This window comes from uncultured Campylobacter sp. (genome assembly GCF_937973075.1).
In the GTDB taxonomy this organism is placed as follows: Bacteria; Campylobacterota; Campylobacteria; order Campylobacterales; family Campylobacteraceae; genus Campylobacter_B.
In genome coordinates, this window is record NZ_CALBWL010000071.1 from 1 (window position 1) to 26,164 (window position 26,164).

Below are 26,164 nucleotides of genomic sequence, written 5' to 3' on the forward strand. Positions count from 1 at the left end.
TTTGCAAGTTTTATCTATGAAGCCATATTTACCGTCTTTTTTGACCCAAGCTAAGCCTTCGTAAAAGTACCAAACACTATCATAAATACAAGGAACAACCTCTTTACCGGTTTTGTCTATATAGCCATATTTACCGTCTTTTTTGACCTGAGCTAAGCCTTCGCGAAAGTATTCGACTTCATTATAAATACAAGGAGCGATCTCCTCTTCTCTTTGATTTATAACGCCCCATTTTCCATCTTTTTCTACTGCAACTAAAATCATCTCAATCCTTCGTTTTAAAATTTGATTTCCGCATAAGCCGCTTTTAGCTTCTCAAAAAGCGGAGCGAACGAAACGCCGTTTACGCGGACGTTTGCGATCGTCGTGATGAAATTCGTATCGCGCTGCCACCGCGGCACGAGATGATAGTGTACGTGCTCGGCTATGCCCGCACCCGCGGCAGCGCCGAGGTTCATGCCGATATTCACGCCGTTTGCGCCCAGAGTGCACTTCAAAATCCCCACTCCGGCGCGCACGTAGCGGCTCATCTCCGCCCACGCATCGTCGCTAAGGCACTCGATATTATCGACATGCTCATAAGGTATGACCATAAACGCGCCCGGGCTGTAGGGGTAGAGGTTCATCACCCCGAAGCAGTGCTGTGCGCGAAAAAGCACGCCGTTGCGATCATCGAACGCCGCATCCGCCGCCGCGTCGCAAAAGGGACAGCCGCTTCTTTTTTCGGTAAAATACTCGCTTCGCCAAGGGGCGCAAAGATAATCCATCTCTTTTCCTTTCCGAAATTCCAAAATTCTATGGAATTTTAAAATTTGCCTTTCGCAAAATTCTATGAAATTTGGAATTTAAAACTTCTAAATTTCATAAAATTTTATTTACGCAGCTCGCGTTTGCTCGCACGGCGCAAAGTTATGCGCGCGGGGTACGCGCCCTTTACAAATCTCGGGCTGCGCAAGACGCTTCGGTGCTACATACGCTTCGCAGATCAAAGCGCACGGCGGGCGATATTAAATCCGCGGCAGTTTGCGTGCGGATTATAACAAAACCTTGACGCACTCACAGGCACGATACGCGATGCCAAACCTGCGCCGCAAGCACCGTCGCGACACGCGGTAAAATTTAACGCGGTGCGGTCATAGCGCAGCCATAATACAGCCGAGGCTCAATCGCGTCATATCGCAAGGTATCGCAGCCCTGCTAGCCCCTACGCCGTCTGCTTTTACGATAGCTCGCTTTGCGCAGTTATCGTACGCGCAAGCTCCTCTGGGCGGCTTAGGTCGCGAGCTGCGATTAAATTTACGGCGCCGCGCAATCACCAATACTGAACTTGAGAGCGCGCTAGGCATACAAGGCGCTACGATAGACTCGCAATTCTCGGCGCTCAATGCTACAAGCGCAACCCCGCCCGCGCGAAGCTTCGCAAACGTAAAGCTAAATTTAAACCCGCGCTTTTGCACCAGCTCGTGATGCGACGGAAAGCTATACAAACGAAAGGCGTAAATTTAAACCTCACTCCGCAAGCCGTTCGCACGGTGCGCGGTAACAAACTCACGACGCCAAAGCGCAGCGCAGATACTTGCGCGGCGTGCGATATTGATCGCGTCGCAGCCGCTAAATTTAAAGAACTGCTAAATTTTAAAGTCTGTCGAATTCTACGAATTTTAAAATTTACCGCCTTAGAATTTCGCTCTCTTCGCTAAATTTAACTTCTCGTTCCGATCCAGTCTTGCGCAATCAAACAAGTGGGTTTAAATTTCGCCGCCCGCGCCGAACTTTATCTCGCGCAGTGCCGCGCCGACGTCATTTTGACGCATAAAATGCTCGCCGATCAAAAACGCATCGACGCCCGCCTCATGCAAGCTTAAAAGCTGCTCGTGCGAGTGCAGACCGCTTTCGGCGACGATGATCTTGCCGTTTGGAATGAGCGGGATTAGCCGCTCGCTCAGGCTCGTATCGACCTCGAAAGTCTCTAAATTTCGATGGTTGATGCCGATAATATCAGCCCCCGCAAAGACCGCCTTTTTCAGATCGTCCTTATCGTGGATCTCGCATAGCGCCCGAAGCCCCAGCCTGCGGGCAAACTCGAGCAGCTCTTTTAACTCCTTGCGCTCAAGCGCTTTGGCGATCAGCAGGATAAAATCCGCGCCGTAAACCAGCGCCTCGAGAATCTGATAGCGATCGACGATGAAATCCTTGCGCAAAATGGGCGTATGCGTGTAGCGGCGGATCTGAGCGATGAACTCCAAATCGCCTCTGAAATAATGCGGCTCGGTAAGCACCGAAAAGGCGCTCGCACCTGCATTTTCATACTCCGCAGCAAGGCTTAGCGGCTCAAAATCCTCGCGGATGATCCCCTTGCTCGGGCTTGCCTTTTTGATCTCGGCGATGATGCGCAGCGGGTCCTTCTCATCGCTTCTAAGCGCACTTATGACGTCACGCGGCTCGTAGGGATTGGCGCTTAGCGAGCGACCGAGCAGATCCTCGGGCAGCCTTTCTTTACGAAGCGCCAGATCCTCGCGAGTGCGCTTTAAAATTTCGTCTAAAATCATCGCTACTGCTTTGGCGTCTGGGTTTTAGAGCCGGTAGGCTCTTTTGACGTAGAATTTTGCTCTGGCATAAAATCCTGCCTCGATATGGAATTTTGTCTTGACGAGGCAGAATTCTGCGCGGCGGAATTTATGGGCATCGCTAAATTTTCAGACGCCGCAGAATTTGGTGTCTGATTTTGAACTGCGGAATTTGTAGACCCAGCAGAATTTTGCAAAGCGGAGTCTTTTGGCGTTAAATCACGCGCTGCAGCGGGGCTTGGACGCGCGGAATCTAACGCAGAGCTTCCGGGCGCCGTAGATTTTATGGAATCTGGCGCAGGAGTTTTTATTGCCGGACTTTGCGGCGCCTGATCTTTTGGCGCGGAGCTTTTTATCGTAGCGGGATTTTGCGATATAGAATTCTGCGGCGCTACACCTGTGCCCGCGGCGCACGCATCGATCGCCTCTAAATGCTCTTTGCCTTCGGGGGAATTAAAAAATTCTGCGTCTTTGATCTTAGCCATTTCATTTTTAGCCTTGTCGCACTCGCCAAGCTTGTAGTATCCCCAAGCAAGCGAGTCTAGATAATACGGTGAGTCGGGGTCTTTTTGCAGGGCGCGGCGGACGAGCTCGATGCCCTTGCGAACGTCCAAATCGTGATCTATTAGGATGTAGCCGTAGTAGTTTAGATGCACGGGGTCTTTAAGCTGCGGCGCGATATTTTCAAATTTTGCCACTACGCTAGACAGGGTTTTGGCGTCCACATTCTTGCCCGCACTTTCATATTCGTAGATCGCCTCGATCGCCAAAAAGTCGTAATTTTTGGTCTTCATAAACTCATCGCGCGCCATTTTAATCGCGGTTTTATAGTCTTTTTTATGCGCGTAGGCATCGATTAGAAGCTCGCGCTTGTAGTCGTATTTTTTCAAAAGCTCGATTATTTTATCAAAGTCGTTTGAGTAGTAATAAATCGCTATCATATCGTCTAAGAATTTATTATCTCCTTTGGCTTCATACAGCGCTTCATCGATCTTAGCGACATCCAAATAGCGCTTATTCGCGCGATACACATCAGCTAGCAGCTCGCACGCCATACCCTGGGCGCAGCCGTAGATGCGCCTGTGCGTCTCGATGATGCGGATCGCTCCGTCCGAATCATCGAGTTTATTTAGCAGCACGTCGCATAATCTGATGAGATTTTCGTCGGTTTTGTCTAGCTCATAGGCTTTTTCAAAGTAGGTTTTGGCTAAAGTAAAATTCTCCATCGCATAATATGTCGCCGCTAAGATCGCATAACTACGCGAGACGGGATCTACGGTGACTAGCTTAAGAGCAGCGGTATTAGCGTTTAGATTATCTTTAATGCCTAAGTAGTAGCCGATTTTTACTCGCAGATACTCGGAGTCTGAGCTTAGGCTCTTTTCGCCGAGCTTTAAATAACGCGCCGTATTTTTACGATCCTTAATCGCAAAAGCGGTCTTTAGCGCTTCTAGCAGATAAACGGACGAGCCCGTTTTATTGTATGCCTTTTCGTATAAAAACATCGATGCGACGGGATCTTTATGCAGTAGCTCCAAAGCTGTAAGCAAATCGAAATTTAGCTCGGCGTCCTCTTGCGCTCGCATCGCGTGATTTAGCTTTTCTTTGGTTATACTTTTGGCGCTTACGCCGCGATTTATCAAGCTCTTTTTAATTGCATCTTTTGCACCGTTTTTTGTGCCAATGCTGGAATTCTTATCAGACGCCTTTTTATCCGTAACGGACTGCTTCGCCGCTGCAGCATTCGTCCCCCTCTCCGCACTTAGATACTGCGGCGCCAAAATCATCGCCGCGATTAAAATTCCGCTTAAAACCTTACCCCGATACATTCTTCCTCCAATTCTTTAGTATGCGTTTTAAAATATTCCCAAAACGGGAAGCTACGGCACTGCTTAGGACGCAGCTCGTAAATCCCGCAATTGCGCTGCGCTTCGTCAAAAAACACGCACGCGAAACCGCCTTCAAAGGGCTTTTCTTTTACGCTAAATCTAGCGCCTATTTTTTGTAAATAAATTTCTTTAAGCCTTGCGGGCGAAATTTTAAATTTCACCGCCAGCGCCGCAATCTCGCTCTCATCTATCCAGATGTAGCCGCTCTCTCCGGTGCAGCACTTGCCGCCGCAGCGCTCACACGCGCTCGCATCGAAGCTAAAGCCAAACTCACTCATAATCCACGCTCGTCAGATCCGCGCTTTTGTAGATCGCATGGGCTTGCTCGGTGCGCTTTCCGTGCGCGCTAGCATAGATCGGAAGGACGATCTCACAGGGCGAGCGCGAGTTCTTACGAGCCTGCAAAAGCGCGAGCTTAGCGGGCTTTGAAATGTCGGGATAGACAAAACCAAGCCTCGTCAAATTTAGCCTAAACTCGCCCAAAAGCTCGCAAATTTTAGCTAGCTTGCCCGCCTCGTAGCAAAAAATAAGCGTACCGCCAGGCTTAAGATGAGCATTCGCAGATCGCATAAAATCCCGTAGGCTAAGGCTTGCTGCGCTCTTACTAAGCGCCATATGAGGCTCTTTGCTAAGCGAAATGCGCTCTCGATAAAAGGGCGGATTTGAGACGATAAAGTCAAAACGCTTCTCGCTTCTAAACTCCGCAAAATCCGCGTGCAAAATCTCGGCAGGTAGATCGTTTTGCAAAGAATTCAGCCTTAAGATTTCTAAATTTCGCTCTTGAATTTCTAGCAAGCTTAGATTGATGCTTTTAAAATCGCGTTTTAGCAAAAGCCCTAAAATTCCACATCCTGCGCCCACATCCAGCACGTCGCCGTATATCGCTCGCGGATTTAGCGCGCCTTTGGGGCTACGCTCATTGCAAGCGGCAAACCCGCCGTCACGCAAGCACTCCACAGCAAAATCCTTGCGCGCTTTGGCGTCTTCAAATTTGCTCGCGAAATCTTTATCGTGCGTCTTTTTAGATTCTAAAGGCTGCGCGATTTGCTCGTCACAAATTTTAAAATTTTCACCGCTTGCGATATCAGGCTTTAAAGTATGCCAGGCTTCGTCGCTTTGAAAATCGGAATTTTTGCAGTGCTCGCTTTGAAATTTCTCCTGAAATCCCGCTTGAAATTCCTTTTTAAATTCCGCCTGGAATTCGGCACAGCCTTTACCTCCAAAATCACGATCATTCCTCGCGCTATGGTCAGCGGCATACGACTCTTCTTTGCTAAAAGCGCAATCCTTGGCGCAAAATTCCACCTCGTCGCCTGCGTAATCTGCGGCGCAAAACTGCGCATTAAAGCCTCCATCTGTCGCGCCTTTAAATTCCGCGCCACAGCCCAGCGCCCAAGAGTCATTTTGTGACGCTACGTCAGCTTTACGCACGCCTGAGCTTCTTATAAAATTCCACAAAAAAATCGTATCGCTCGTGTAGCGATAACCCTTTTTTGGCTGATAAAGCCTCATCTGCGGATATTTTTGATGATGGTATGGGCGTGATTTATCGCCACTACGATCGATCCGCCGCTTCTACTGATGAGATCTCCGCCGACGTAAAGCCCGCTAGTGGCAGTTTGAAGATTTTCATCCACGATCGGCACGCCGTTTTCATCGTAAGCGATGCCGCATTTTTTAAGAAAATCAATCGGGCTCGTGCCGCCGATCGCATAGATCACGCGGTCAAATACGAGCTCGGTACCATCATCAAATTTCACCAGCACCTTGCCGTTTTCATTCTCAAGAGCCTCTATATCGATACCTAAGCGCAAGATGATGTTGCCGTATTTGGTCTCGCGCATTACGTCGCTTTCATTTGTCTCGTTTAGGCGGGTAAATTTAGGCTTGCGATAGCAAAGCGTTACGACATTGGTCTTGCATAGCGCTATAGCATATTCAGCGGCTGAGTTACCGCCTCCAACGACTAGAATTTTTTCATTGATCGTGCATTTATCTAGATTGAAATTTACGCGTTGCGTGATCGAAGGCGGAATTTTATAAGCGGGCTTATTGGGCTTGCCCATCCTGCCAATTGCGACGATGACATTGCGCGCGCGATATCCAGCCGAGCTAGTCGTGATATAAAACTCATCTGCGTGCTTTTCGATCTTTTCGACCTCGCTTTTGAAATTCGTATCGATTTCGTCGCTATCTAAGAGCTCGTCGAAATAATTTAGCACGCTCTCTTTTGTGCCGGTTTCAAACGAAATAGAGCCGCGCGTCTCGCTATCAAAGCCCTTATATTCTTTATCGACGCGCTTTTTATCTTTGTAAAACTGCCTAATCGTTTGAGAGTGGTTGTCGCCTTTTTCAAGCAGAAGCACATGCGCAAGCCCGTTTCTTTTGGCTTCTACTACGGAAGCGATGCCGCAAGGACCGCCGCCGATCACCGCCAAGTCGTAAACGTCTATCATAAATTTCCTTTAATCTTTTAAATTTCATACGAAATTATAGTAAAAATTCCATTAAAATCAATGGAATTTCCTAGCAATTTCGCAGCTTAAATTTAAAATTTTAACGCTTTAAGATGCTTGCTTAGCTAAATTTGAAAAGACAGAATTTTCTCCGTTTAAATTTTAAATTTCACGGCGCCAAAATCCGTTTATAAAAGCTCATGCGGCGGAGCGACAAAAGCGGTAAATTTTAAAATTTCACTTCGCCAAGATAGAATTTTGCGAGCTAAGATAAAGCGGCAAGAGCGGTAAAATTTTAAAATTTTACCGCTCCGGCAGAAGTTTTAGTAGAAGCTTTAAGGCTAGTTGAAATTTAGCGTATATTTTATGCTAAAGTTAAATTCCATATCCTTTTCGACCTTTGGAAAGCTACCTTTGGTGCGCTCGACTGCGCTTAATGCGCCCTCATCGAGCGAATCGACATTCGAAGAAGACGTAACGCGAAGACCCTTAACATCGCCGCTTGCCGTATATGTAAAGTGCACGCCTACGACGCCGATTTTACGCATGCGCTGGGCATTTTTAGGGTAGTGCGACTGCGCGTAGCGAGAAATGATGGCGAAAATTTTCTTGCCGACATCGCTATTGCTAGGATCGCCGCGGCTTGTTATAGCGTCGCTACCGCCACCTGCGCTACTGGAGCCACCTCCCCCACCGCTACCTAGCGAAATAGGCTTTGTCGGGTCAAACTTTGCCGTTAAATTCCTATCGCTGCTTTGAACTTTATGCTCTTTTTTAGGCTTAGGTTTTTCAACCGGTTTTGGTTTTTCTACCGGCTTTGGCTTAGGCTTTTCGACCGGTTTTGGTTTTTCGACTACGGGCTCTGGTATAGGCTCCGGTTCAGGAATCGGCTCGGGCTCCGGTATCGGCTCCGGCTCAGGCGGAGTTGGTTCCGGTTCGGGTTCAGGTTCAGGCTCCGGCGGAGTGGGCTCTGGCTCAGGATCCGGTTCGGACTGATCAGAAGGAGGCGGGATATTGGGCTCATCGGAGATATCGCCCTGCTTGGCCTCATCCATTATGCTATCAATGGAAAAGGCTATCATATCGGGCATGCTAGGCGGCTTCGGTGCCGACGATAAAATAACAAAAACACCCACAGCGATGATGCAATGCAGCACCAAAGATACGATGAAGCCTACTGCGCTATCTTTATTCATTGCTCTTTTTCGGTCACGATCGCAAATTTCTCATGGCCCGCCTTTTTTAGGACATCCATGATCGAAATGAAAGAGGAAAATTTCGAATCCTTATCGTTTTTCAACACGACAAGATCGTTTTTATCGAGTGCGGCAATTTTTTTCTCAAGCTCATCCTCGCTTATTGCAATATCGTCTAGGTAAATTTTAGATTCGCTATCCACTTTAATGGTAACTTTTTTATCCTCTTGCGGGTTTTGCGAGCTTGAAGAAGATGGAAGATTTACCTTAATATGCCCCTGCGCAATGAAAGTCGAGACACTAAGCACGATCGCTAACAGCACCAGCATAATGTCAATGAACGGGACGATATTTAGCCCGTCTCGTCTAGGAATGCTCATTTATTTAACCTCATCGTAGCGGTTTAGAAGCACATCTACCTTGCGGACGAAGCCGTTGTAGATGATGAGCGTAGGTACGGCGACGACTAGACCGGTAGCCGTAGCTTTAAGGGCAAGCGAGAGACCTTGCATGATAGCCTTGGTATCGATACCGCTTGCAGTACTCATATCAAAAAATGTGATCATAATGCCGATGACAGTACCTAAAAGACCGATGTACGGGGCATTTGAATAAACAATATAAAGCGTCGTTAAATTTTTTGTCAGAGCCTCTTCATATAGCGCTTTGCTTTTATAATCGCTCGCCTTAACCTTCGAATAAAAAAGCAGCCTTTCGATACTGAACCACACGACTAAAAAGCTCATAAATCCGAGGATCGCAAAGATAATATAATCCACGTAATGCGCTAAAAATTCCATAATGCCCATAAGCTCTCCTTAAAAATTTTAAAAATTTTTATAAATTCAGCAAAGTGCCTTGCCAAAAAATGAGCGATTTTATCAAAAGTAAATTTAATTTTTACTAAAATTTTGATGATCGATATTTAAATTATATTTTATCATTTAGCTTTATTTAATGATAATAAAGCATTCGGTGATAGAATTTTAATGATTTTAAAACGTCTTGATAATTAATATGAAATAAAGGATTAATTTTATATTATTTGCCGTTTTTTAATCTCATTATCATTTAGGAGTTTCGTATGAAAAAATTTCATCTGGCTTTGTCTTTGTGCGCGGTTCTTTGCTTAAGCGCACAAGCAGACGAGAAATCAAGCGCTACGGACGCGTCCAAAAGCAAGGATTCAAATACGCAAAGCTTAGGCGTAATCGAAGTTACTAGCGATTCTAGCACGCCTAGCACCGTGGATGATGTCAAAATCAACACCCGCAATGCCACGCTCGTCAAAGACGTATTTCGCGACATCCCAGGCGTTTATGTGGGCGGCACCAACGGCATGAATCAAAAAATTTATATGCGCGGCGTAAGCGATCGCGGTCTAAATATCACGATTGACGGCGCGAAGCAAAACGGCAATACCTTTCATCACAACGCCGATTTACTAATCGATCCGGATCTTATCAAAGCCGTAGAGGTCGATGTAGGCGCGCGCTCGGTCGTGAACGGCTCGGGCGCCTTGGGCGGCTCGGTAGCTTTTAAGACGGTGGATGCTTCTGATCTGCTTGAGGACGGTCAAAATATCGGCGCGAAGCTCAAAGTGGGCTATACGAGCAATAACGAAGGCTACTCGCAAAGCGCGATGCTCTACGGCAGGGCATTTGATAGCCTAGATATGCTTGCTGCGTTTAAGCACTACGGATACGGCTTCGGCGAATCGGGCAACGGCAAGCCTACGGGCGGCGACGGCAACGATATAAATTATTTATTAAAAGCGGGCTATAGCTTTTTGGATTTTCATAAAATTTCGCTCTCTACCGAACATATGCAGTATAAAGGCTTGTATCCTTTGCGACCGGAATTCGGCTCATGGCTAAACGGGCAGCTGGATAACCGCAAATACGAGCGCGATACACACACGATCAAATACACGTATAATCCAAGCGACTTGCTAGAACTCGACATCACGGGATATTACACCAAGCATCAACGCATCGGATCGATTTCGACGAACGTAAAATGGGGCGTCGAGACCAAAGGCGGCAAAATCGGCGCTAAGAGTAAATTTGAAACGGGCGATCTGGCTCATACGCTGCGCTACGGCTTTGATTACTACCGCTCCGAAAACTACGTCAAGCCCGGCAATCTACGCCCCGAGAAGGTCGATAATTATAGCTTTTATATCGAGGATGCTATGCGATACGGCGGGCTTACGATAACTCCGGGCATCCGCTACGAAAGGCACGAGCTAAAGACCTACAACGGTAGCGGCGCCAACATCTCTAGCTACAAATATAAATTCGACGAAGTAAGCCCCGCTTTAGCGCTTGATTACGAAATCGGCGCGGGATTCGGAGCGTTTGCGAGCTATGCGCGAGTATTTAGAGGACCAGACGTAATGGAGAGTATGATGGCTGCGGGCACGAGCCGCGGCAGGGTGCTAGGCTGGCAGGCTAACGAAGATCTAAAAGCCACCACGGGCAACGCCTACGAAATAGGCGGTCGCTACAAAAGCGAGCTGGGGGAGAACTCCTCGGTAAGCTTAACCGCAAAATATTTCAGGACGGAGTATAAAAATCTCATCGTAGATAACAATGCGGCGGGCGGAATCGTCGGCTGCCCGGGAGGCGCGCAGGGCACCTTATGCAGGGCTAATGCAGGCGGTGCAGATATCGACGGCGTCGAGCTTTACGCAAGATTAATATTAGATGATTTGAGCCTTGCTGCGGGTTACACCCACCAGCACGTAGAATATAAAGACCGCGTGCGCAGCGGCTCGGGCTATCTAAGCTCAAACATCATCGGCTACCGCGACTATGGCGATAAATACACCTTCAATGCCGAGTACGCAATCTCTGCGGCGGATCTACTGCTAGGCTACAACTTGCTATTTTTCAACTCCAAAAACGTAGTTGCCGCAAATAGCGACGAAAAAACAAAAGTGCCTAGCTACGCGGTTCACGATCTATACATTACCTACGCTCCGGATAGCGGGCGATTTAAAGGGCTTGAGATCAACGCGGGCGTTTACAATCTCTTTGATAAAGCCTACGCGTCGCACTCACAGCGCAGTGCCGATTTCACCGGAGATTCAAACGCTATCGACTGGGAGCCGGGACGAAATTTCAAGCTAAGCGTGGCGTATAAATTTTAAAGCTTACGCGAGAGACCGTACGAAATTTTGCACGCTAAAGCGGCGAAATTTTAAAAATTCAAAGCCCTTGGAATTTCAAAATTCCGAGGGCTTTCTAAATTTAAAATTCTTAGACTTAGAATTTCAAGCTTTTAAATTCAGTTAACAGAAATTTTCTCGTGAAATTCTTGCGAATAGTAAAATTCTCATTCGTAATGAAATTCTAGCTTACGGCAAAATCCTCAAAATTCAAAGCGATATCCGCAACGCTTCACATCCGAAGTTCGTTTAGAATTTATAAAATTCCTCCCGCTTCAAGCGCCGTCCGTTTACTCTTCATCGTTAAAATTCTGTTTTAAATTCTACTTAAAAGGAGAGCCTTTGTTAAATTCTACTAAAAACGCCATTCGCGGGGCGTTTTGGACGAAACCGTTCATAGTTTTAGTGCTGCTTTTGCTGCTGCTAATTCCGCTAAGCTTTATCGATAACCTCACCTACTCGCGCTCCGAAACCAAGCAACTCGCGCAGGATTCGATCCTCACGCCGGTGGGTGGAGAGCTGCAAATCCAGGGCCTTGCGATCGTAGTGCCCTACGCAGAGATAATCGAAGCGATAGACAAAAGCAACAACGAGCTCGTAAAAAGGCGCGTAGAGAAAAATTTCATCATCGTGCCTAAAAACTACTCCCTCGCAGCGGAGATCGACCCCACCTATTTAAAGCGCGGGATTTTTCGCGTTCCGATATATAACGGCGACTTCGCGCTTAAGGCAGACTTTGAGGCAATAAACTATACCGAGCTCGGCGTCGATCCTGCGCGGCTAAATTTCGACGAAGCCGTGCTAGTGCTCGGCGTAGGCAATCAAAAATCCTTCACCGCCTCCCCCGCTTTAAGCCTAAACGGCAAGGAGCTTAAGCAATATCACGGCAACACCGAGGCTAAAATTTTCGATCGGAGTTTAATCTACAAGCTCCCCGCTTCCGCGCTGTCGTCTGATTTTAGCATCAGCGGCACGCTTAAAATCCAAGGCGGCGAGGCACTTCATCTAGCTCCGATCGCGCAAAATAGCCGTTTTGAAATTAGCTCTACTTGGGCATCGCCTAGCTTTGGCGGCGGCTTTATCGCCAAATCGCGCGAGGTAAGCGCTAGTGGTTTTAAAGCTTCGTGGGAAGTTACGGGCTTAGCCGCAGGCATTGCTCCTGCGTGGCTTGCAGATCAAGATGACCGCGTCGCTATGACGAACTGGCGCAGCAACGACGATAGAAATGATGCTGTAAGCATCGGCTTCATCGAGCCCGTGAATAACTACTCGCTGATTAAACGCTGCACGGATTACGCGCTGTTATTCTTAGCGGTGCCGTTTTTAGCGATCTTTTTGTGCGAGGTTTATACTCACGAGCGCATCCACCCGATCCAATATCTACTAATCGGGCTTGAGGACGTCGTTTTCTACCTGCTTGTGCTTTCGCTCTCCGAACACATCGGCTTTGCGATCAGCTACGCTATTTCGGCGATCGCAGTCAGCGCGATAGTATTTTTCTACGCGAGCGCGATTTTTAAAGGCGCGCGCTGGGGCATTTTCATCACTTGCGTTCAGCTCGTTTCATACGCGATCCTCTATGTTATCTTAAATTCCGAAGACTACGCCCTACTAATGGGAAGTCTGATGATATTTGCGGTGATTTCGCTGGTGATGTATTTTACGCGCAAGCTCGATTGGTACGACACCGCTATCCCAAGCGGCGAGAAAAAACAGGAGACCGAAATTTAGCCTTTAAATTTAGCGATAAATTTAATCGCAACGGCCTTTGGAGCTTTAAAATCCAAAGGCCTTTTTAAATTCGCCCGCCAAATTTCGACTGCTAAAATTTCATCTATTTAAAATTTTACCCGCCGCGGCAGACAAACCGCGACGCGGAAGCAAGGGTGCGCGGCGGCGCGTTTTAAATTTAATTCCGTTAGCGCACCGAGCCGAAAGGCGAATTTTAAAATTTAGCCTCGCGAGCGCGAACATATCGCGACAAAGACAAAATTTAAAGCGCGCCGTTTTAAATTTTAAAATTTCATCTGCACTGATTTTTGAGTATAATGAGCGAAAAATTTTAAGGATTTTGTGTGATACTTGCTATTGAGAGCAGCTGCGACGACAGCTCGGTCGCGGTGATGGATGAGCGCAGTTTCAAGCTGAAATTTTACGAAAAAATAAGCCAGGAGGCCGATCACGCCAAATACGGCGGCGTCGTGCCCGAGCTTGCCGCGAGGCTGCATACTGAGGCGCTGCCGCGAATTTTACAGCGCGCAAAGCCCTATTTTAGAGAGCTTAGCGCCGTCGCAGCGACCAATACCCCGGGGCTCAGCGTGAGCCTGATCGGCGGCGTGAATATGGCAAAAGCGCTTGCGCTTGCGCTAAATTTGCCGCTCATCGGCGTAAATCATCTCATAGGACACGTTTACTCGCTGTTTTTGGACGGTGAGGCGCGATTTCCGATGGGCGTTTTGCTCGTTAGCGGCGGACACACGATGGTTTTGGATATCGATGCGGCAGGTGATATCGAAATTTTAGCGACCACCGGCGACGACAGCTTCGGCGAGAGCTTCGATAAGGTTGCAAAGATGCTAGGTCTTGGCTATCCGGGCGGCGCGCTCATCGAGGAGCTCGCAAAAGGCGGCGAGCCGAGGTTTGAGCTGCCCGTGCCGCTAAAGGGCGACAGGCGGCTGGAGTATAGCTTTTCGGGGCTTAAAAACGCCGTGCGCGTGCAGATAGAGAAGCTAAAAGAGGCGGGCGAGCTGGATGAGCGGACGATGCGCGATCTGGCGCGCTGCTTTGAGGACGCGGCGTGCGCGCACATACTGGATAAATTGCAGCGGATCTTTGAGCTGCGCCGCTTTGCGCGCTTCGGCGTCGTGGGCGGAGCGAGCGCGAACATGCATCTGCGCGGACTTCTAATGGATCTGTGCGAGCGGGCGGGCTGCGAGATACTTTTCGCGCCGATGAAATTTTGCTCCGACAACGCCGCTATGATCGCGCGCGCGGCGATAGAAAAGCTGCGTAAAAAGGAATTCACGACGCCCGCAGAGCTGCAAATCATTCCGCATCTAAATCTACGCTCGGCGTTTGAGTGAAATTTTAAAATTTACAAATAGTCTGCGCCCGCTAGCGAATTCTCGCGCATTGGGCATTTGAGTAAAATTTTATCTCGCGCTCGCTCACGGTTAGGTTTTTGGATAAAATTCGCTTTGAATTTACACATCGCGTTTAAAGCTCGCGCCGCGTTTTGCTAAATTTTCGTACTCGCACCGCCATCGGTACCGCTGCGCACGTCCTCGCCACTTGCAGTATCTGCTAAAATTTGATCGGCTTGTTTACCAGTCATTTTTTATCCTTTCTTAATCGTGCAGAAAAGTTACGACTTCATGTTCTTTTGGTAAATTTTCTCTACCATCAATACCGCGATTGCCATATTCCGCTAGAGCTTCTTTTAAAATTTTATAAAGCTCGTCCAATGAAATTCCGTCAATACTAGAATTTATATTTTCTAGCTTATATTTGATAAAAAACGGATTATCGACTAGCATTTTACTTGTGGTTTCGTCATAGACCCATCTAATATCAAGCTCAATAACATTGCCCTTATAACATAAAATATAAATCTCCTCACCCGTAAATCCATCTCGCGGATCTGGTAAGTGCGGATCACACACAAAGATAAACCAGATATTCCTCTGCCTATCGATGATCCAATCAAGCTGCTCTATACGTTGATCGCCCAATGGAAGTTCACCAAAATTTGCTCTGGAGCTATTTACTATGTCAATAACGCCATATTTCTTAATATCCTCTTTAGAAATATATTCCGCAACAAACGCCATTTTATTTTTCCTTTCTTACATCTATTAACGCTACACTAAAATCATCCTTATCCTCCCAGCCTGGTCTAAATTTAAAATCAATCAAAACATCTCTCAATATTTTAATAACTTCATTATCTGGAATAATAGAATTTATAACATTTACCTCGATAATTTTCCACACCCTTTGAAATTTGCGTCCATCCACTTCTTGATCATATTCGTAGTCCAAAATAATATCTAAATTATTTCCTTGAATATAAAGCCTCCATAGCTTTTTGCTCCCATAACCATAATCATACCCTTCATTTGGTAGTCTTTCAATTAAAAGAAACCAAATATCTTTTTGTCTATCAACAACAAAATTTCTAGGTAGTTCTTCATAATACGGACTATATTGATAAAAAATTTTGCTCAACCCGTACTTCTCATCATCCTCTTTGGTGATGATTGCATTTTCAAACGCCATTTTATTTTTCTCTCCCATCAACTAAATCTTGTAATTTCATAGTGAAATTTTCAATCTGTCCCCAAGCGCCATCATATCCATATACATTCAAAATTTTATTTAAAAGCATAAGTATTTGATTTTTTGAAAGGGATTTAGTTTCTTTTGGCTTTAATTCTAAAAGCTTCCAAATTCTATGAAATTTTTCTGTATCCGATATATTTTGTTTTCATAATCAAGCGTAACCTCTATTATCTATCCTTTATAATATAAAGTCCAAACCGATTTCTTAAGATATGCATGATCGTATTCCGGATCTTGAAAAAATTTAGTTTCCATAAGCCAGCAATCTGCATTTCTATCGACGACCCACGATTTTCCATCGGGTAAGGTTTTATAAATGGGGTTAAATTGATAAAAAATTTTGCTCAACCCGTACTTCTCATCATCCTCTTTCGTGATGATCGCATTTTCAAATGCCATTTCCTACTCCTTAAAATTTGATTCTATGATTATACCGCGATATGTTTATACTTGCCTATGCGCTAATAAATATAGCGTAGGGATTAAATTTATAATTAATTTTCGCCTCAAACCGCATGCAACGCTCGCATTAAAATTTTTCAAATTCCGAAGCGCAGTTTAAATTTACAGCCACAGCTCGGCGCGCGCCAAAGTGCAAGCCGCCGCATGTTTAAATCTAGCCGCAAATCATGCGGCGTTTCAAATTTAAATGCTATGCGGATTACACGCTATGCGGGCTCGGTAAAATTTAACCGCGTCGCGATTAAATTTCGCCGCGGCGCGGTTAAATTTTACCGCGGCACGCCTAAGTTTCTATCGCGTAGGGGATTTTATCTTTCGCGCCGGCGCCCGCAAAGCCTTTAAGCCGCAGCAGGCAGCTGTCGCAAAGCCCGCACGCAGCGTCCTCGCGCTCGTAGCAGCTCCACGTAAGCTCTAGCGGCACGCCGATCTCAAGCGCCAGCGAGACGATCTGTGCCTTACTAAGGTGCACGAGCGGGGTTTTGATGCGCGGATAAAAGTCGCGGCTCGTACCCAGATCGAGCGCTCGCTCAAACGCGCCGATGAAGCCCGCGCTGCAGTCGGGGTAGCCGCTACTGTCCTCCTGCACCACGCCGATGAAAATCGCGTCGCAGCGCTCCTTCTCGGCGAGCGCGGCGGCGATGCTCAAAAATACGCCGTTGCGAAACGGCACGTAGGTGCTCGGCAGATCCGAAAACACGCTCTCGCCGCCTTGCGGCGGAATTTTATCGCTTTGGCTTTGCGATGAAATTTCACCCTCTGCGCGCTTCGATAAAATTTTATCGCCCTGCTGCGACTCGGCTCCGCTTTGAAGTGAAATTTTACCTTCTTGAACCAGAATTTTGCTGCGCTGTGATGAAATTTTGTCGTCGCAGGCTAAAATTTTACCGCCTTGCGGCGAAAGCTCATCGTCCCTTTGCGATGAAATTTTATCTTTCCGCAACGGCTCGTCGGCATCACTTTGCGTCAAATTTGCACCGAGGAAAGCACTCGCAGCGCAAACGCCGTTTCGGTCCACATCGAAAGAGCCCTCTACGGAACAAACGCGGTAGTCCGCGCCAAAAGAGTTATCCGCGCTGCTGTTCGGTACCAAAATTTCAACGCCGCTTCCGTCGCAAGCTGCGACTCGCTCTAAATCACAAGCTGTTTTGCGAAGGTCGTCAGCAGCTTGCGCACAGAGTTCAACGGCGTTAAATTTAGCGCCCGCAGATTTTACCCCGTCGCTTGCGTTAGAATTTGCGGCATTAAATTTCATCCCAACGGAATTTGCCGCGCCGCAAAGCTCTGCAGCACCTTTTCTGATCGACAAAGCGCCGTCCGTAAGGGCGCTGCCGCCAATTTGCGCGATGAAGCGAGCGTCTAAAACGAACCTCTTTTCGACCCTCAAATCGTCGCAAATTTTACCGAAGCACTCGCGCTCCTTGCCCATCGTGCGCTGATTATAATCAAAATGCAACGCCACGATCTCGTAACCTTCGCGCTTCGCGATATAGGCGCAGGTCGCGCTGTCCATGCCGCCGCTGATCACGCATAAAGCTCTCATTTTCGTCCTTTTTTTGCTAAAATTATACGAAAATTTTATAAAAGAGGGGTAAAAATGATACTTTGCGAGCAGCCATATCCCGAAATTTTGGACGCTATCGCGGCGGAGCTGGGCGGCGGGAGCGTCGAGCTAATTTTCGTGCGCGGCGAGGAGATGCGGCAGCTAAATGCGCAAACGCGCGGCATCGATAAGACGACCGACGTGCTGAGTTTCCCGCTCGATCCTGCGGCGTTTGCGGGCTTCGGCGAGGATTTGAGCAAGGAAAATTCCGCGCATGAAAATAGCGACGATAAAATTCTAAACGCTGCGAATTCCGCTAGTGAAAATACAAGCGCCGCAAATTCTGCGAGCAAAAATTCTAATACTATAAATTCTGAAAATTCCGAGGGCGAAAGTCCTAACGACAAAAATTTAAAGAATGAGAATTTTGACGGCGGAAATTTCGCCCCCGCGCTACTCGGCTCGGTCGTGATAAATTTAGACCTCGTAGAGCTGAAAGCCGCACAGCTAGGGCACGGTAGGGATGACGAGACGGCGCTGCTTTTTACGCACGGAATGCTACACGTGCTAGGTTACGACCACGAAAGCGACGACGGGCAGATGCGCGCCAAGGAGTGCGAGATCATCGAGAAATTTCGCCTTCCAAAAAGCCTGATCGTGCGAACGGAGGGAAGTAGGGAGTAAGCGCCGCGAGGATAGCAAGCTGCGCGGTAAGCTCTATATGGATCACGAAGTAAAGTTTATATTCGAGCAATAAATTTGAAGTGTCGAGGCATGAGTGAGAAAAATTTTGCGATATATATTGAAAAAGTTTATTTGACGTTAGCAGAATGAATTCCTGCGCGTATTTTTAAGTAGAATTCTTATCGCATCAGACATTGCGGAAACATTATACGACATATTTATGCCCCTTTTAATGAATTTTTATATGCTTTATTTAGTTGAAAAAATGTAAAAAATAAAACTAGCGCCAAGATAATTCCGCTGAATAAAAAGAGTTTTTGTTCAAAGAAATTTTGCCTAAGATCAACTTCGATGATTACTTTATTATCACAATCTCCAAATTCTACGATATGAAGATTTATCATTTTTAAGATTACGCATTTATTATTAATGTATCTACTAAATATAAAATCACAAAAGTATTTTTCTTGATAGTCGTATTTATTTGTATCAATATGAAAGTCGATAAATTCCCAAGAAAAGATTTTGCCATTTCCCGCTACGGATATCTTGCAACCATTACCGCTTTTATAACTATGAAATCTGGAAAATTTCTCTACTGTTCCGGAAAAAATATATGGATTCCGCAAGGACTTCTCACTAGGTGCAACTGCATAAGCAGCCAAAAAACATATAGGCATAAAAACCATAGAAAACATGGCAATCATTGCTAAAAAATTATGCTTTTTGGCAAAGCCGAATTTGATTAGATCATTACAATAATCCACGTAACGAAGCGGATTTTTCATTGTGTTCCTTTAGATAAACATAGATGGTAGCCCAAAAAGCGCACGCTATCGCAAGTTCGGTAATTAGACTTAACGGCTACCCTCGATATCCGCAAAGTGCGAATGGGCGCACAAAATCTAACTGCATTTTCATTAAATTTCAAATGATATTTACGATATATTGTATTGTGCGGCGGATTAAATGCTGCTTAATATTTTTATTACAAACGCGAAATAAAAAGCCTAGAAATAAAGGTTTGTACGAACTAGCTTCTACATCGCAATTATCAAATACCTTTTCTTGCAGCCCTCTTAATATTTAAGACCGCTATCTTTCGTAGTAAAATAAATTTCTACATTCGAAAAATAGGCAAATCTCGTAAATTCTCTAATTCTACCTTATATATGCCCTTTTGTAGGGGTATGCAAGCGATTGTAGCACTACTTGTGCCATAGTGTTTCTCACCTATATAAATTACTTGTTTGCATATACATGGAGCGTAAATTCTTTATGCCTGCAAACACGGGTTTTAGTTTATAATAAAAATACTCCTTTCCGAGCCTAAATTTATTCTACTCGCTATCTATTTTATATATCTTTAGGCTTAGCGATATTTTGATGCCGTGCAGCTAGGGCATGGCAGGGATGACGAGACGGCGCTGCTTTTTACGCATGGCTTGCTGCACGTGCTAGGTTACGATCACGAGAGCGACGACGGGCAGATGCGCGCAAGGAATGCGAGATCATCGAGAAATTTCGCCTTCCAAAAAGCCTGATCGTGCGAACCGGAAGGAGACGAGGAATAAGCGCTGTATATCAAAAAGAGGCGAGCAAGGCATGTGCGGCGGCGTAAAATTCTAATCAAATTTTAAAAACGCAGATTGAGGAGCAAAAACTGCAAGCCCAAAACCGCGGCGATAAAAGGATCTTTTAGGGTAAATTCGCCATGATTTCCCAACCAAAATTTCGCGTGCTCAAAGTTATCAACGGCAACTGAATGCATTGCATGTTTTACTCGTTAATGGTAAATTTTCGTATTTAAATACAAATTTCTACAAACGGATGTTTGCGAAACTTTGTCTTTAAATTTACTAATTTGAATAGAAACCGCTTTAAGACCGTTTATTAAATTTACGGAATCGATAAAAAGCAGATAGTCTTTATCCTTATATTTTATCGGTCCAAAATAAATCAGGGTGTTTCTTTCAATTTTATTTTGATAATCCTCAAAATCTGCCCTGCTATGATATGAATCGCTTGAAAGATCTTTTGCGATCTTACTGCATTCTTGCGGATCTAGAATATACATAAAATTTGCAAAAGACATCTCGTATAACCGAAAATCTCTATATGTCATAATATACAAAAGCTTATTATCAAATTTATATAACGTAAATCCTCTCCCGATAAAGCCGTCCCTAATCGTTTTATTCATATCCATATACCAGCAATCGCCCATATTTTTCTTTAAAACTGGGTTATTGTAATCCGTCGTATCAAAAACCAGAGGTTTGATTATATTTATATTTTTCCATTCAAACAAATCATTGTAAAAGTCGTTGCAGAAGTCTCTTTCTTTTGATAAATGCTCTTCATATTCTTTTTTGAGCGTTGTATTTCTATCTATTTGCCAAAAGCTAACGGTCTTTCCATTGAAAGTGGTTTCTCCTTCTATCATACCGGAAGCATTGCTTCTGACTATTTTCTTATCGTGAGCCTTCCATAAAGCTATTTTTAAATCAAAAGGAATTTCTGTATCGCTCGCATCGTATGCATTCGCAAATAGTGCGAATACGATCATTAAGATAAAAATATGAATCCGCATAACTAACTGCTCCTATTGATAAAGCTTGGTGTTTAAATACGAATTGCTACAAACAGGCATTTGTAAAATACCGTCTTTAAATTTCCTGATTGCGACATTGAGCAATTGACCGCTATGCGTATTGTCGAAATCTATGAAAAGTAGATAATCCGTATCTTTATAGCGTATCGGCTCGGCATAAAACATGCGCGGTTTATATATAATGTTTTTTAAACTCTCCAAATTTGCCTTGCCACTAGGATCTTTTGTGATTTCACTGCACTTTTTGGGATCTAAAATGTAAGCAAGATTTGCGAAATCATCCGTCTGATATATATAAGAAGTAGTTTTGTAAATCATAATATACAAAAGCTTATTATCAAATTTATACAATGTAAATCCTCTCCCCGTAAAGCCGTCTCTAATCGTTTTATTCATATCCATATACCAGCAATCGCCCATATTTTTCTTTAAAACTGGGTTATTGTAATCCGTCGTATCAAAAACCAGAGGTTTGATTATATTTATATTTTTCCACTTGAACAGATCGTCGTAAAAGTCATTGCAGAAGTCTCTTTCTTTTGATAAATGCTCTTCATACTCTTTTTTGAGCGTTGCATTATCTTCTATCGTAAAAAAATAAAAACTCTTGCCATTAAAGGTAGTTGCACCCCGAATCATAGGTTCGTGGAGGGCTTTTCTTACAACTTTTTTATCTTGAATTTTCCATAAAATAGGTTCCAGTTGCCATGGCACCGATGGATGCTTTATATCGTCCGCTTTTGCGAACGATACGGCAAACAAGATCGCTAAAATAAAAGCACGTATTTGCATCCCTCGCTCCTTAAATGGGCCTTTGGAATCTTAAAAGCGTTTTTTGTTATCGGTTGTATAAACTTATACAACATAATTACTTAATCTAAAGTATAAAATACATTATCGTATCCGCACAAATATGAATTTATGCATATACCGCCGATCTATACGGCAGGCTTTCGATGTTTAAATTACCGATCAATTTTATTCACATTCATGAATATATGGATCTTTTAGGGTAAATTCGCCATGATCTCCCAACCAAAATGTCGCATACTCAAAATTATCAATAGCAAATGTCGCATGGTGCTCGCTATACACCCTGCGCGACCTGCATTTTTTGCCTTTGTAATCATAGTGATCTGATAGCTTTTTATAAAATTCGATGCTTTCGTTATCAAAGTCGTAGCCTAGCGCGATATCTTGATTTCGCCCGTCGTAAAAATAGATATAGTCAAAATCGAGGTTGTAATAAACCTTGCAATGACCATTTTCGCCGTTTATTATGGCATCGCTGCAATATTTTTCTAGTTTTAATTTCTCTTTTTCAAACTCATGCCTTAGCTTGGTTTGCTCAGACGGGTCTAAATTTTGTGTTTTCTCAGTAAAAAATTCCTCTTCATACCTAAGCGCCTTCTGCAATAAAATAGCCGCATATTCGGCTCTTTTGGAATAAAAATATAGAAAATAGGAGGTGTATAACATAAAGATAAAACCCGCAAAAATCATAAAATTTCTAAGTAGTTTTTTCAAATCGTTGCCTTTCTATATTCTATATCGGTGCAAATAGTTTCGCCTCTTTCAAAAAAAAAGCGATGACTTATTATATCCCGTTAAGATTAAATCGCATTTGCAATTTGATATTATATTTTGATTTTAATCTGATATAAGAACGACGGGACGTAAAATTTATCGTCGTATCATGTAAATCCCGCGAGCAAAATTTATGTGAATAAAATTCGCTTAACTGCACGCCTAGCCAAAACACACGGAGTCTATATTTGTTCCTGCGGACAAACCCTCAAGCGCGCCGATTTAGAATTTAAATTTCTTAAATTCTATCTTTTCATCGAAAACCGACATCGTGCGCCGTAGCTCGTCTATATCGACGTTTAGCACGGCTAAGAAATACTCCCGTAGCTGCAGGTATTCATCTTTGTTTGCCATCAAAATATTCATTATATCGACGTTGGCGTTTTCTTTATATAGCACGAGCTGATCGTGAATGCCGAAAAATCCGAGGCTGTCATTATGTAGATGCATAAATATCTTAGAGCCGTAAAGCAGGGTAAGTACCATAGTAAAAATACAAACTATATTTCTAATATTAACACTCACGCTTTCGTCGTCTCCGCCAAACTTAAGCGCGAGTAAAACCCAAACGGCGATAACGATCTTAAGGGCTAACGGCATTTGCTGCCTCCAACTCCATCTGCAATCGAAGCTAATCGCCATCGCACCGATCTTTTGTAGCTCAAAAAATTTCACAATTTCGTCCTTTTTATAATACGCGACGGTAGAGTTCGTCATCACGAAATATGCTTCGCCCTCGCGTCTAGCCGCCTCTATGAGTGGTAAGGGCACTAGAATAAACATTCGCAATACGCCTAGCTCGGGCGGCCCTACCACGATGACGGCAAAAAACAAAAATATTAAAAATACGCAGCACATCGCAGGGAACTGATATTTAATGTAATCGCGATAAAGATGATCCGTGATGATTAATGGGGCTCTGTCATAATCTATGATTATGGTATTATCCTTGCTCGAAAGGCTCGCGTCCTTGTCGGTATATGTTTCTGCGCTATCATCTGCAAGCTCCGAGCCATCTAGTTTTAAATCCCGTTTTAAATTCAGATCGCAAGCATCAGGCTTATCACTATCCGTCTGCGATCCGCAAGACGCCTTCGCGCGCCTTCTGCGCAAGGCCTCTCTTAGCTCATCTAAATTATCGCTCAAATCGTCTCCTTAAATTTTGCCCGAAATTTTGCCACTCTTTTTTAGCCCGTTCCGCAAACAAACGCTGCAAAAAAGCGTCCGCGACGAATAAAATTTCGCTCGAATTTTAAAAGCTCCGTCTAGCCGAAGTTTACGGGGTCCATATCGATCTCGACGGGCAGATGCTCAAGCGCGCGCGCGGCGTTGATCAGCGGCATGTGCGAGCTGGCGCGCAGCAGAATTTCAAAACGAAATTTCGACGCGATATAGGCGATACCCGCCTTGCCGTAGCCGATGATCTCGAAGCTCTCGCTCGCCTTCTCTTTCAAATACTGTGCGGAATTTTCGGCAAGATTTTCGGTTTTTAAATTTATAAAATTTTGCGCAGTGCTCTTTCTTTCAGGCTTTAAATTTACGCTATCGGCGCCTCCGTCGCAAGCTGAAATTTGCGCGGTATTTTTTAAATTTGAAGCGTTTTTTTGAGAGCCTAAATTTACATCGCCCGCGTGCAGATCCGAGCTTTGAAATTTAAAATTTGATATTTGCTTGCCGCCCTGCTGCGCAGAATTTTGCAAATTTAAAGCGCTTAAATTTGCTCTCCTCGCGTCCAGCCCATCATGCGATACAAACGCGCTACTTCTCGCCTGTTTGCGGCGCAAAAGCTCAAGCGCCACGTTCATTATCTCGCTCGCCGCCTCTTCATTTTTGTGCGAGACCAGCACGCGCAAAAGCCGCATATACGGCGGATAAAGCCCCTCGCGAAACTCAGCCTCGTCGCGCAAAAAATCATCGTAGTTTTCGATATAATTCCTAAAAAAGCCGCTCTGGCGCGTCTGTATGACGACCCTACCCTGCCCCGAGCGACCCGCGCGGCCAGCCACCTGCATCGCAAGCGCCAGCGTCTTTTCGCGCGCCCTAAAATCGGGATAGCTCAGATGCTCGTCGATCCCCATTATCACCGCAAGATCCACGCCGTGGTAATCGTGCCCCTTACTAAGCATCTGCGTGCCTACCAAAATGTCGATTTTATGGGCGTTAAAGTTATTTAGCAGTGCCTCGAGCTTGCTCTGCGTGGTGATCTCGTCGCGATCAAATTTTGCGATGCGGGCGCTTGGAAAACGCGCCGCAAGCTGTGCGGCAAGCTCGCCGGTGCCGATCTTGCGCGCCTGCATCACTTCGCCGCCGCAGTTTTCGCAAGACGCCCTGTAAAACGTGCTAAAGCCGCAGTAATGGCACTTCAGCGCCGCAGCGTCCGCGTGATAGCTCATCCCGACGGCGCAAAACGGACAGCGCACGATCTGCCCGCAGTTTTCGCAGACCATATATTTGTAGTTCGCGCGCGTCGGCAAAAACACGACCGCCTGCTTGCCGGCTTTGAGGCTACGCTCGATCTCGGTTAAAATTTTAGGACTCAGCCCCGTCTCGCTCTCGTCGAAAATGAAGCGCTTGGCGCTGCTAAAATAGGTGCCGCGCAGGCGGAAATGCGGCTGCTTCGCGTAGGTGCTAAGCGCTGGCGTCGCGGAGCCCAAAACCACGCGTATGCCAAGCTTTTTGCCGACGAAAATTGCGGCGTCGCGGGCATTTAGACGCGGCGCGGCGGCTGATTTATAGCTGTCGTCGTGCTCCTCGTCCACGACGATGAGGCCCAGATCGCTAAAGGGCAACAACAGCGCCGAGCGGGCACCCGCGATGAGCCGGATCTCGCCTGCGTTAAATTTCGCTAGAATTTCACGCTTTTTTTTGGGCGAAATTTTGGAGTGCCAGACGCCGAGCCGCTCGCCGAAATAGCTTTGTAGCCGCTTCGTCATCTGCGGCGTGAGCGAGATTTCTGGCATCAAAAACAGCGCCTGCTTGCCCGCAGCGAGCGCCTGCGCGATCAGTGCGATATAAATTTCGCTCTTGCCGCTGCCCGTATCGCCGAAAATAAGCGACGTCTCGTTGGCTTCAGCAAATTTACGCGCTTGCTCCTGCGCGGGGGTGAGGTTTGGAATTTTACCTATTTGAAGCGGAGATAACGACATTGAAGCGGGGTTTTGAACTACGGCGAAATTTTGTGTGGCACTAAAATTCCCGTCAAAAGCAGAATTTTGTGCGGTGATGGAATTCTGCTCGGAAATAAAATTTTGTTCGCGGGTAGAAGTTTGCTTGCAAGCTAAGACCAACTCACTAACGGGAATTTGCTTGCAAGCGTAATTCCGCTCGGTAGTGGGATCCTCCTGCGAATTCCGCAAATCCTGCGTCGTCTCGCTTGCAGGCTCGAAAATCCCAAATGCAACGCCCTTTTCGCAAACATAATAACGCGCGATAAAATTTGCAAGTGCGATCTGAAACGGGCTAAATTTAAGCTGCGAAATCTCTAAAATTTCCTTAGTTTTGAAGCTCGGCTTTGCAACCTCGCGCAGGATCACGGCGGATTTGACACTTGATTTTACGGGAACGGATACGATTTGATAAGTTGGGATTTTAAAATTTGAACTATAAGTAAGCGGCTTTAGGCTAGCGCCCAAAACCGCAACTTCATAATAGAGCAT

At 45.5% G+C, this 26,164-nt stretch carries 25 protein-coding genes and 2 pseudogenes; 5 read left to right on the forward strand and 22 right to left on the reverse strand.

Annotated features, from left to right (window positions below; all coding sequences use genetic code 11):
- The 11 genes from Q0274_RS09910 to exbB form a co-directional block, all read right to left on the reverse strand.
- Positions 1-264, reverse strand: a 264-nt coding sequence (locus tag Q0274_RS09910) for a WG repeat-containing protein (RefSeq protein WP_298029371.1), incomplete at its 3' end; no start/stop codon positions are given.
- Between the two features lie 14 nt (positions 265-278).
- Positions 279-767 (reverse strand): HIT domain-containing protein, encoded by a 489-nt coding sequence (locus Q0274_RS09915; RefSeq protein ID WP_298029373.1) that lies wholly within the window; start codon positions 765-767, stop codon positions 279-281.
- A gap of 366 nt (positions 768-1,133) precedes the next feature.
- A complete protein-coding gene (locus Q0274_RS09920; protein ID WP_298029375.1) occupies positions 1,134-1,487 on the reverse strand; it encodes a hypothetical protein in 354 nt (117 codons plus the stop codon).
- A gap of 261 nt (positions 1,488-1,748) precedes the next feature.
- Positions 1,749-2,549 carry an indole-3-glycerol phosphate synthase TrpC gene (trpC, locus tag Q0274_RS09925; protein WP_298029377.1) on the reverse strand — a complete coding sequence of 267 codons (801 nt, stop codon included), beginning with the start codon at positions 2,547-2,549 and terminating at the stop codon, positions 1,749-1,751.
- Positions 2,550-2,551: 2 nt separating this feature from the next.
- Complete coding sequence (locus Q0274_RS09930) at positions 2,552-4,396, reverse strand: hypothetical protein (protein WP_298029378.1); 1,845 nt, start codon at positions 4,394-4,396, stop codon at positions 2,552-2,554.
- On the reverse strand, positions 4,375-4,734 hold the full coding sequence (locus tag Q0274_RS09935; RefSeq protein ID WP_298029380.1) for a YkgJ family cysteine cluster protein: 360 nt from the start codon (positions 4,732-4,734) through the stop codon (positions 4,375-4,377). The genes Q0274_RS09930 and Q0274_RS09935 overlap by 22 nt, the downstream gene beginning before the upstream one ends.
- Positions 4,727-5,968 carry a methyltransferase gene (locus tag Q0274_RS09940; protein WP_298029382.1) on the reverse strand — a complete coding sequence of 414 codons (1,242 nt, stop codon included), beginning with the start codon at positions 5,966-5,968 and terminating at the stop codon, positions 4,727-4,729. Before Q0274_RS09940 ends, Q0274_RS09935 begins: the two co-directional genes overlap by 8 nt.
- Positions 5,965-6,912 carry an NAD(P)-binding domain-containing protein gene (locus Q0274_RS09945; RefSeq protein ID WP_005872145.1) on the reverse strand — a complete coding sequence of 316 codons (948 nt, stop codon included), beginning with the start codon at positions 6,910-6,912 and terminating at the stop codon, positions 5,965-5,967. Before Q0274_RS09945 ends, Q0274_RS09940 begins: the two co-directional genes overlap by 4 nt.
- 341 nt (positions 6,913-7,253) lie before the next feature.
- Complete coding sequence (locus tag Q0274_RS09950; RefSeq protein WP_298029383.1) at positions 7,254-8,108, reverse strand: energy transducer TonB; 855 nt, start codon at positions 8,106-8,108, stop codon at positions 7,254-7,256.
- Complete coding sequence (gene exbD, locus Q0274_RS09955; protein ID WP_177389020.1) at positions 8,105-8,488, reverse strand: TonB system transport protein ExbD; 384 nt, start codon at positions 8,486-8,488, stop codon at positions 8,105-8,107. Before exbD ends, Q0274_RS09950 begins: the two co-directional genes overlap by 4 nt.
- Positions 8,489-8,908 carry a TonB-system energizer ExbB gene (exbB, locus tag Q0274_RS09960; RefSeq protein ID WP_177389024.1) on the reverse strand — a complete coding sequence of 140 codons (420 nt, stop codon included), beginning with the start codon at positions 8,906-8,908 and terminating at the stop codon, positions 8,489-8,491.
- Positions 8,909-9,192: 284 nt separating this feature from the next.
- Between exbB and Q0274_RS09965 the strand changes: the two genes are divergently transcribed.
- From Q0274_RS09965 to tsaD, 3 genes are all read left to right on the forward strand, one after another.
- Positions 9,193-11,262: a TonB-dependent receptor gene (locus Q0274_RS09965; RefSeq protein WP_298029385.1), complete on the forward strand. Its 2,070-nt coding sequence runs from the start codon at positions 9,193-9,195 to the stop codon at positions 11,260-11,262.
- Positions 11,263-11,622: 360 nt separating this feature from the next.
- A complete protein-coding gene (gene creD / locus Q0274_RS09970) occupies positions 11,623-13,011 on the forward strand; it encodes a cell envelope integrity protein CreD (protein ID WP_298029387.1) in 1,389 nt (462 codons plus the stop codon).
- A 344-nt stretch (positions 13,012-13,355) separates the two neighbouring features.
- A complete protein-coding gene (gene tsaD, locus Q0274_RS09975) occupies positions 13,356-14,363 on the forward strand; it encodes a tRNA (adenosine(37)-N6)-threonylcarbamoyltransferase complex transferase subunit TsaD (RefSeq protein ID WP_298029389.1) in 1,008 nt (335 codons plus the stop codon).
- 264 nt (positions 14,364-14,627) lie between these two features.
- Here tsaD and Q0274_RS09980 read toward each other — a convergent pair whose 3' ends face one another.
- The 5 genes and pseudogenes from Q0274_RS09980 to Q0274_RS10000 all read right to left on the reverse strand — a co-directional run.
- Positions 14,628-15,110: a hypothetical protein gene (locus Q0274_RS09980; RefSeq protein ID WP_298029391.1), complete on the reverse strand. Its 483-nt coding sequence runs from the start codon at positions 15,108-15,110 to the stop codon at positions 14,628-14,630.
- 1 nt (position 15,111) lies between these two features.
- Entirely contained in the window at positions 15,112-15,576 is a 465-nt protein-coding gene (locus tag Q0274_RS09985; protein ID WP_298029393.1) for a hypothetical protein, read from the reverse strand.
- A 216-nt stretch (positions 15,577-15,792) separates the two neighbouring features.
- Complete coding sequence (locus Q0274_RS09990; protein ID WP_298029395.1) at positions 15,793-16,020, reverse strand: hypothetical protein; 228 nt, start codon at positions 16,018-16,020, stop codon at positions 15,793-15,795.
- Between the two features lie 346 nt (positions 16,021-16,366).
- Positions 16,367-17,335, reverse strand: coding sequence for a 7-cyano-7-deazaguanine synthase (locus tag Q0274_RS09995; protein ID WP_298029441.1), 969 nt, complete (start codon positions 17,333-17,335; stop codon positions 16,367-16,369).
- 21 nt (positions 17,336-17,356) lie between these two features.
- Positions 17,357-17,623 (reverse strand): annotated as a pseudogene (locus Q0274_RS10000) (7-cyano-7-deazaguanine synthase); the annotation flags it as partial.
- Positions 17,624-17,677: 54 nt separating this feature from the next.
- Between Q0274_RS10000 and ybeY (Q0274_RS10005) the strand changes: the two are divergent.
- Complete coding sequence (gene ybeY / locus Q0274_RS10005) at positions 17,678-18,307, forward strand: rRNA maturation RNase YbeY (RefSeq protein ID WP_298029397.1); 630 nt, start codon at positions 17,678-17,680, stop codon at positions 18,305-18,307.
- A 218-nt stretch (positions 18,308-18,525) separates the two neighbouring features.
- On the opposite strand, the gene Q0274_RS10010 is transcribed toward ybeY (Q0274_RS10005), so the two are convergent.
- Positions 18,526-19,095, reverse strand: a complete 570-nt coding sequence (locus Q0274_RS10010; RefSeq protein WP_298029399.1) for a hypothetical protein — start codon at positions 19,093-19,095, stop codon at positions 18,526-18,528.
- Between the two features lie 600 nt (positions 19,096-19,695).
- Here Q0274_RS10010 and ybeY (Q0274_RS10015) point away from each other — a divergent pair.
- Positions 19,696-19,928, forward strand: a pseudogene (gene ybeY / locus Q0274_RS10015) (rRNA maturation RNase YbeY); the annotation flags it as partial.
- A gap of 165 nt (positions 19,929-20,093) precedes the next feature.
- Here ybeY (Q0274_RS10015) and Q0274_RS10020 read toward each other — a convergent pair.
- From Q0274_RS10020 to priA, 5 genes are all read right to left on the reverse strand, one after another.
- Positions 20,094-20,900 carry a hypothetical protein gene (locus Q0274_RS10020; RefSeq protein WP_298029401.1) on the reverse strand — a complete coding sequence of 269 codons (807 nt, stop codon included), beginning with the start codon at positions 20,898-20,900 and terminating at the stop codon, positions 20,094-20,096.
- Positions 20,901-20,912: 12 nt separating this feature from the next.
- Positions 20,913-21,713 carry a hypothetical protein gene (locus Q0274_RS10025; protein ID WP_298029402.1) on the reverse strand — a complete coding sequence of 267 codons (801 nt, stop codon included), beginning with the start codon at positions 21,711-21,713 and terminating at the stop codon, positions 20,913-20,915.
- 186 nt (positions 21,714-21,899) lie between these two features.
- Positions 21,900-22,448, reverse strand: coding sequence for a hypothetical protein (locus Q0274_RS10030; RefSeq protein WP_298029404.1), 549 nt, complete (start codon positions 22,446-22,448; stop codon positions 21,900-21,902).
- Between the two features lie 282 nt (positions 22,449-22,730).
- Positions 22,731-23,654, reverse strand: a complete 924-nt coding sequence (locus tag Q0274_RS10035; protein ID WP_298029406.1) for a hypothetical protein — start codon at positions 23,652-23,654, stop codon at positions 22,731-22,733.
- Positions 23,655-23,773: 119 nt separating this feature from the next.
- Complete coding sequence (gene priA / locus Q0274_RS10040; RefSeq protein ID WP_298029407.1) at positions 23,774-26,164, reverse strand: primosomal protein N'; 2,391 nt, start codon at positions 26,162-26,164, stop codon at positions 23,774-23,776.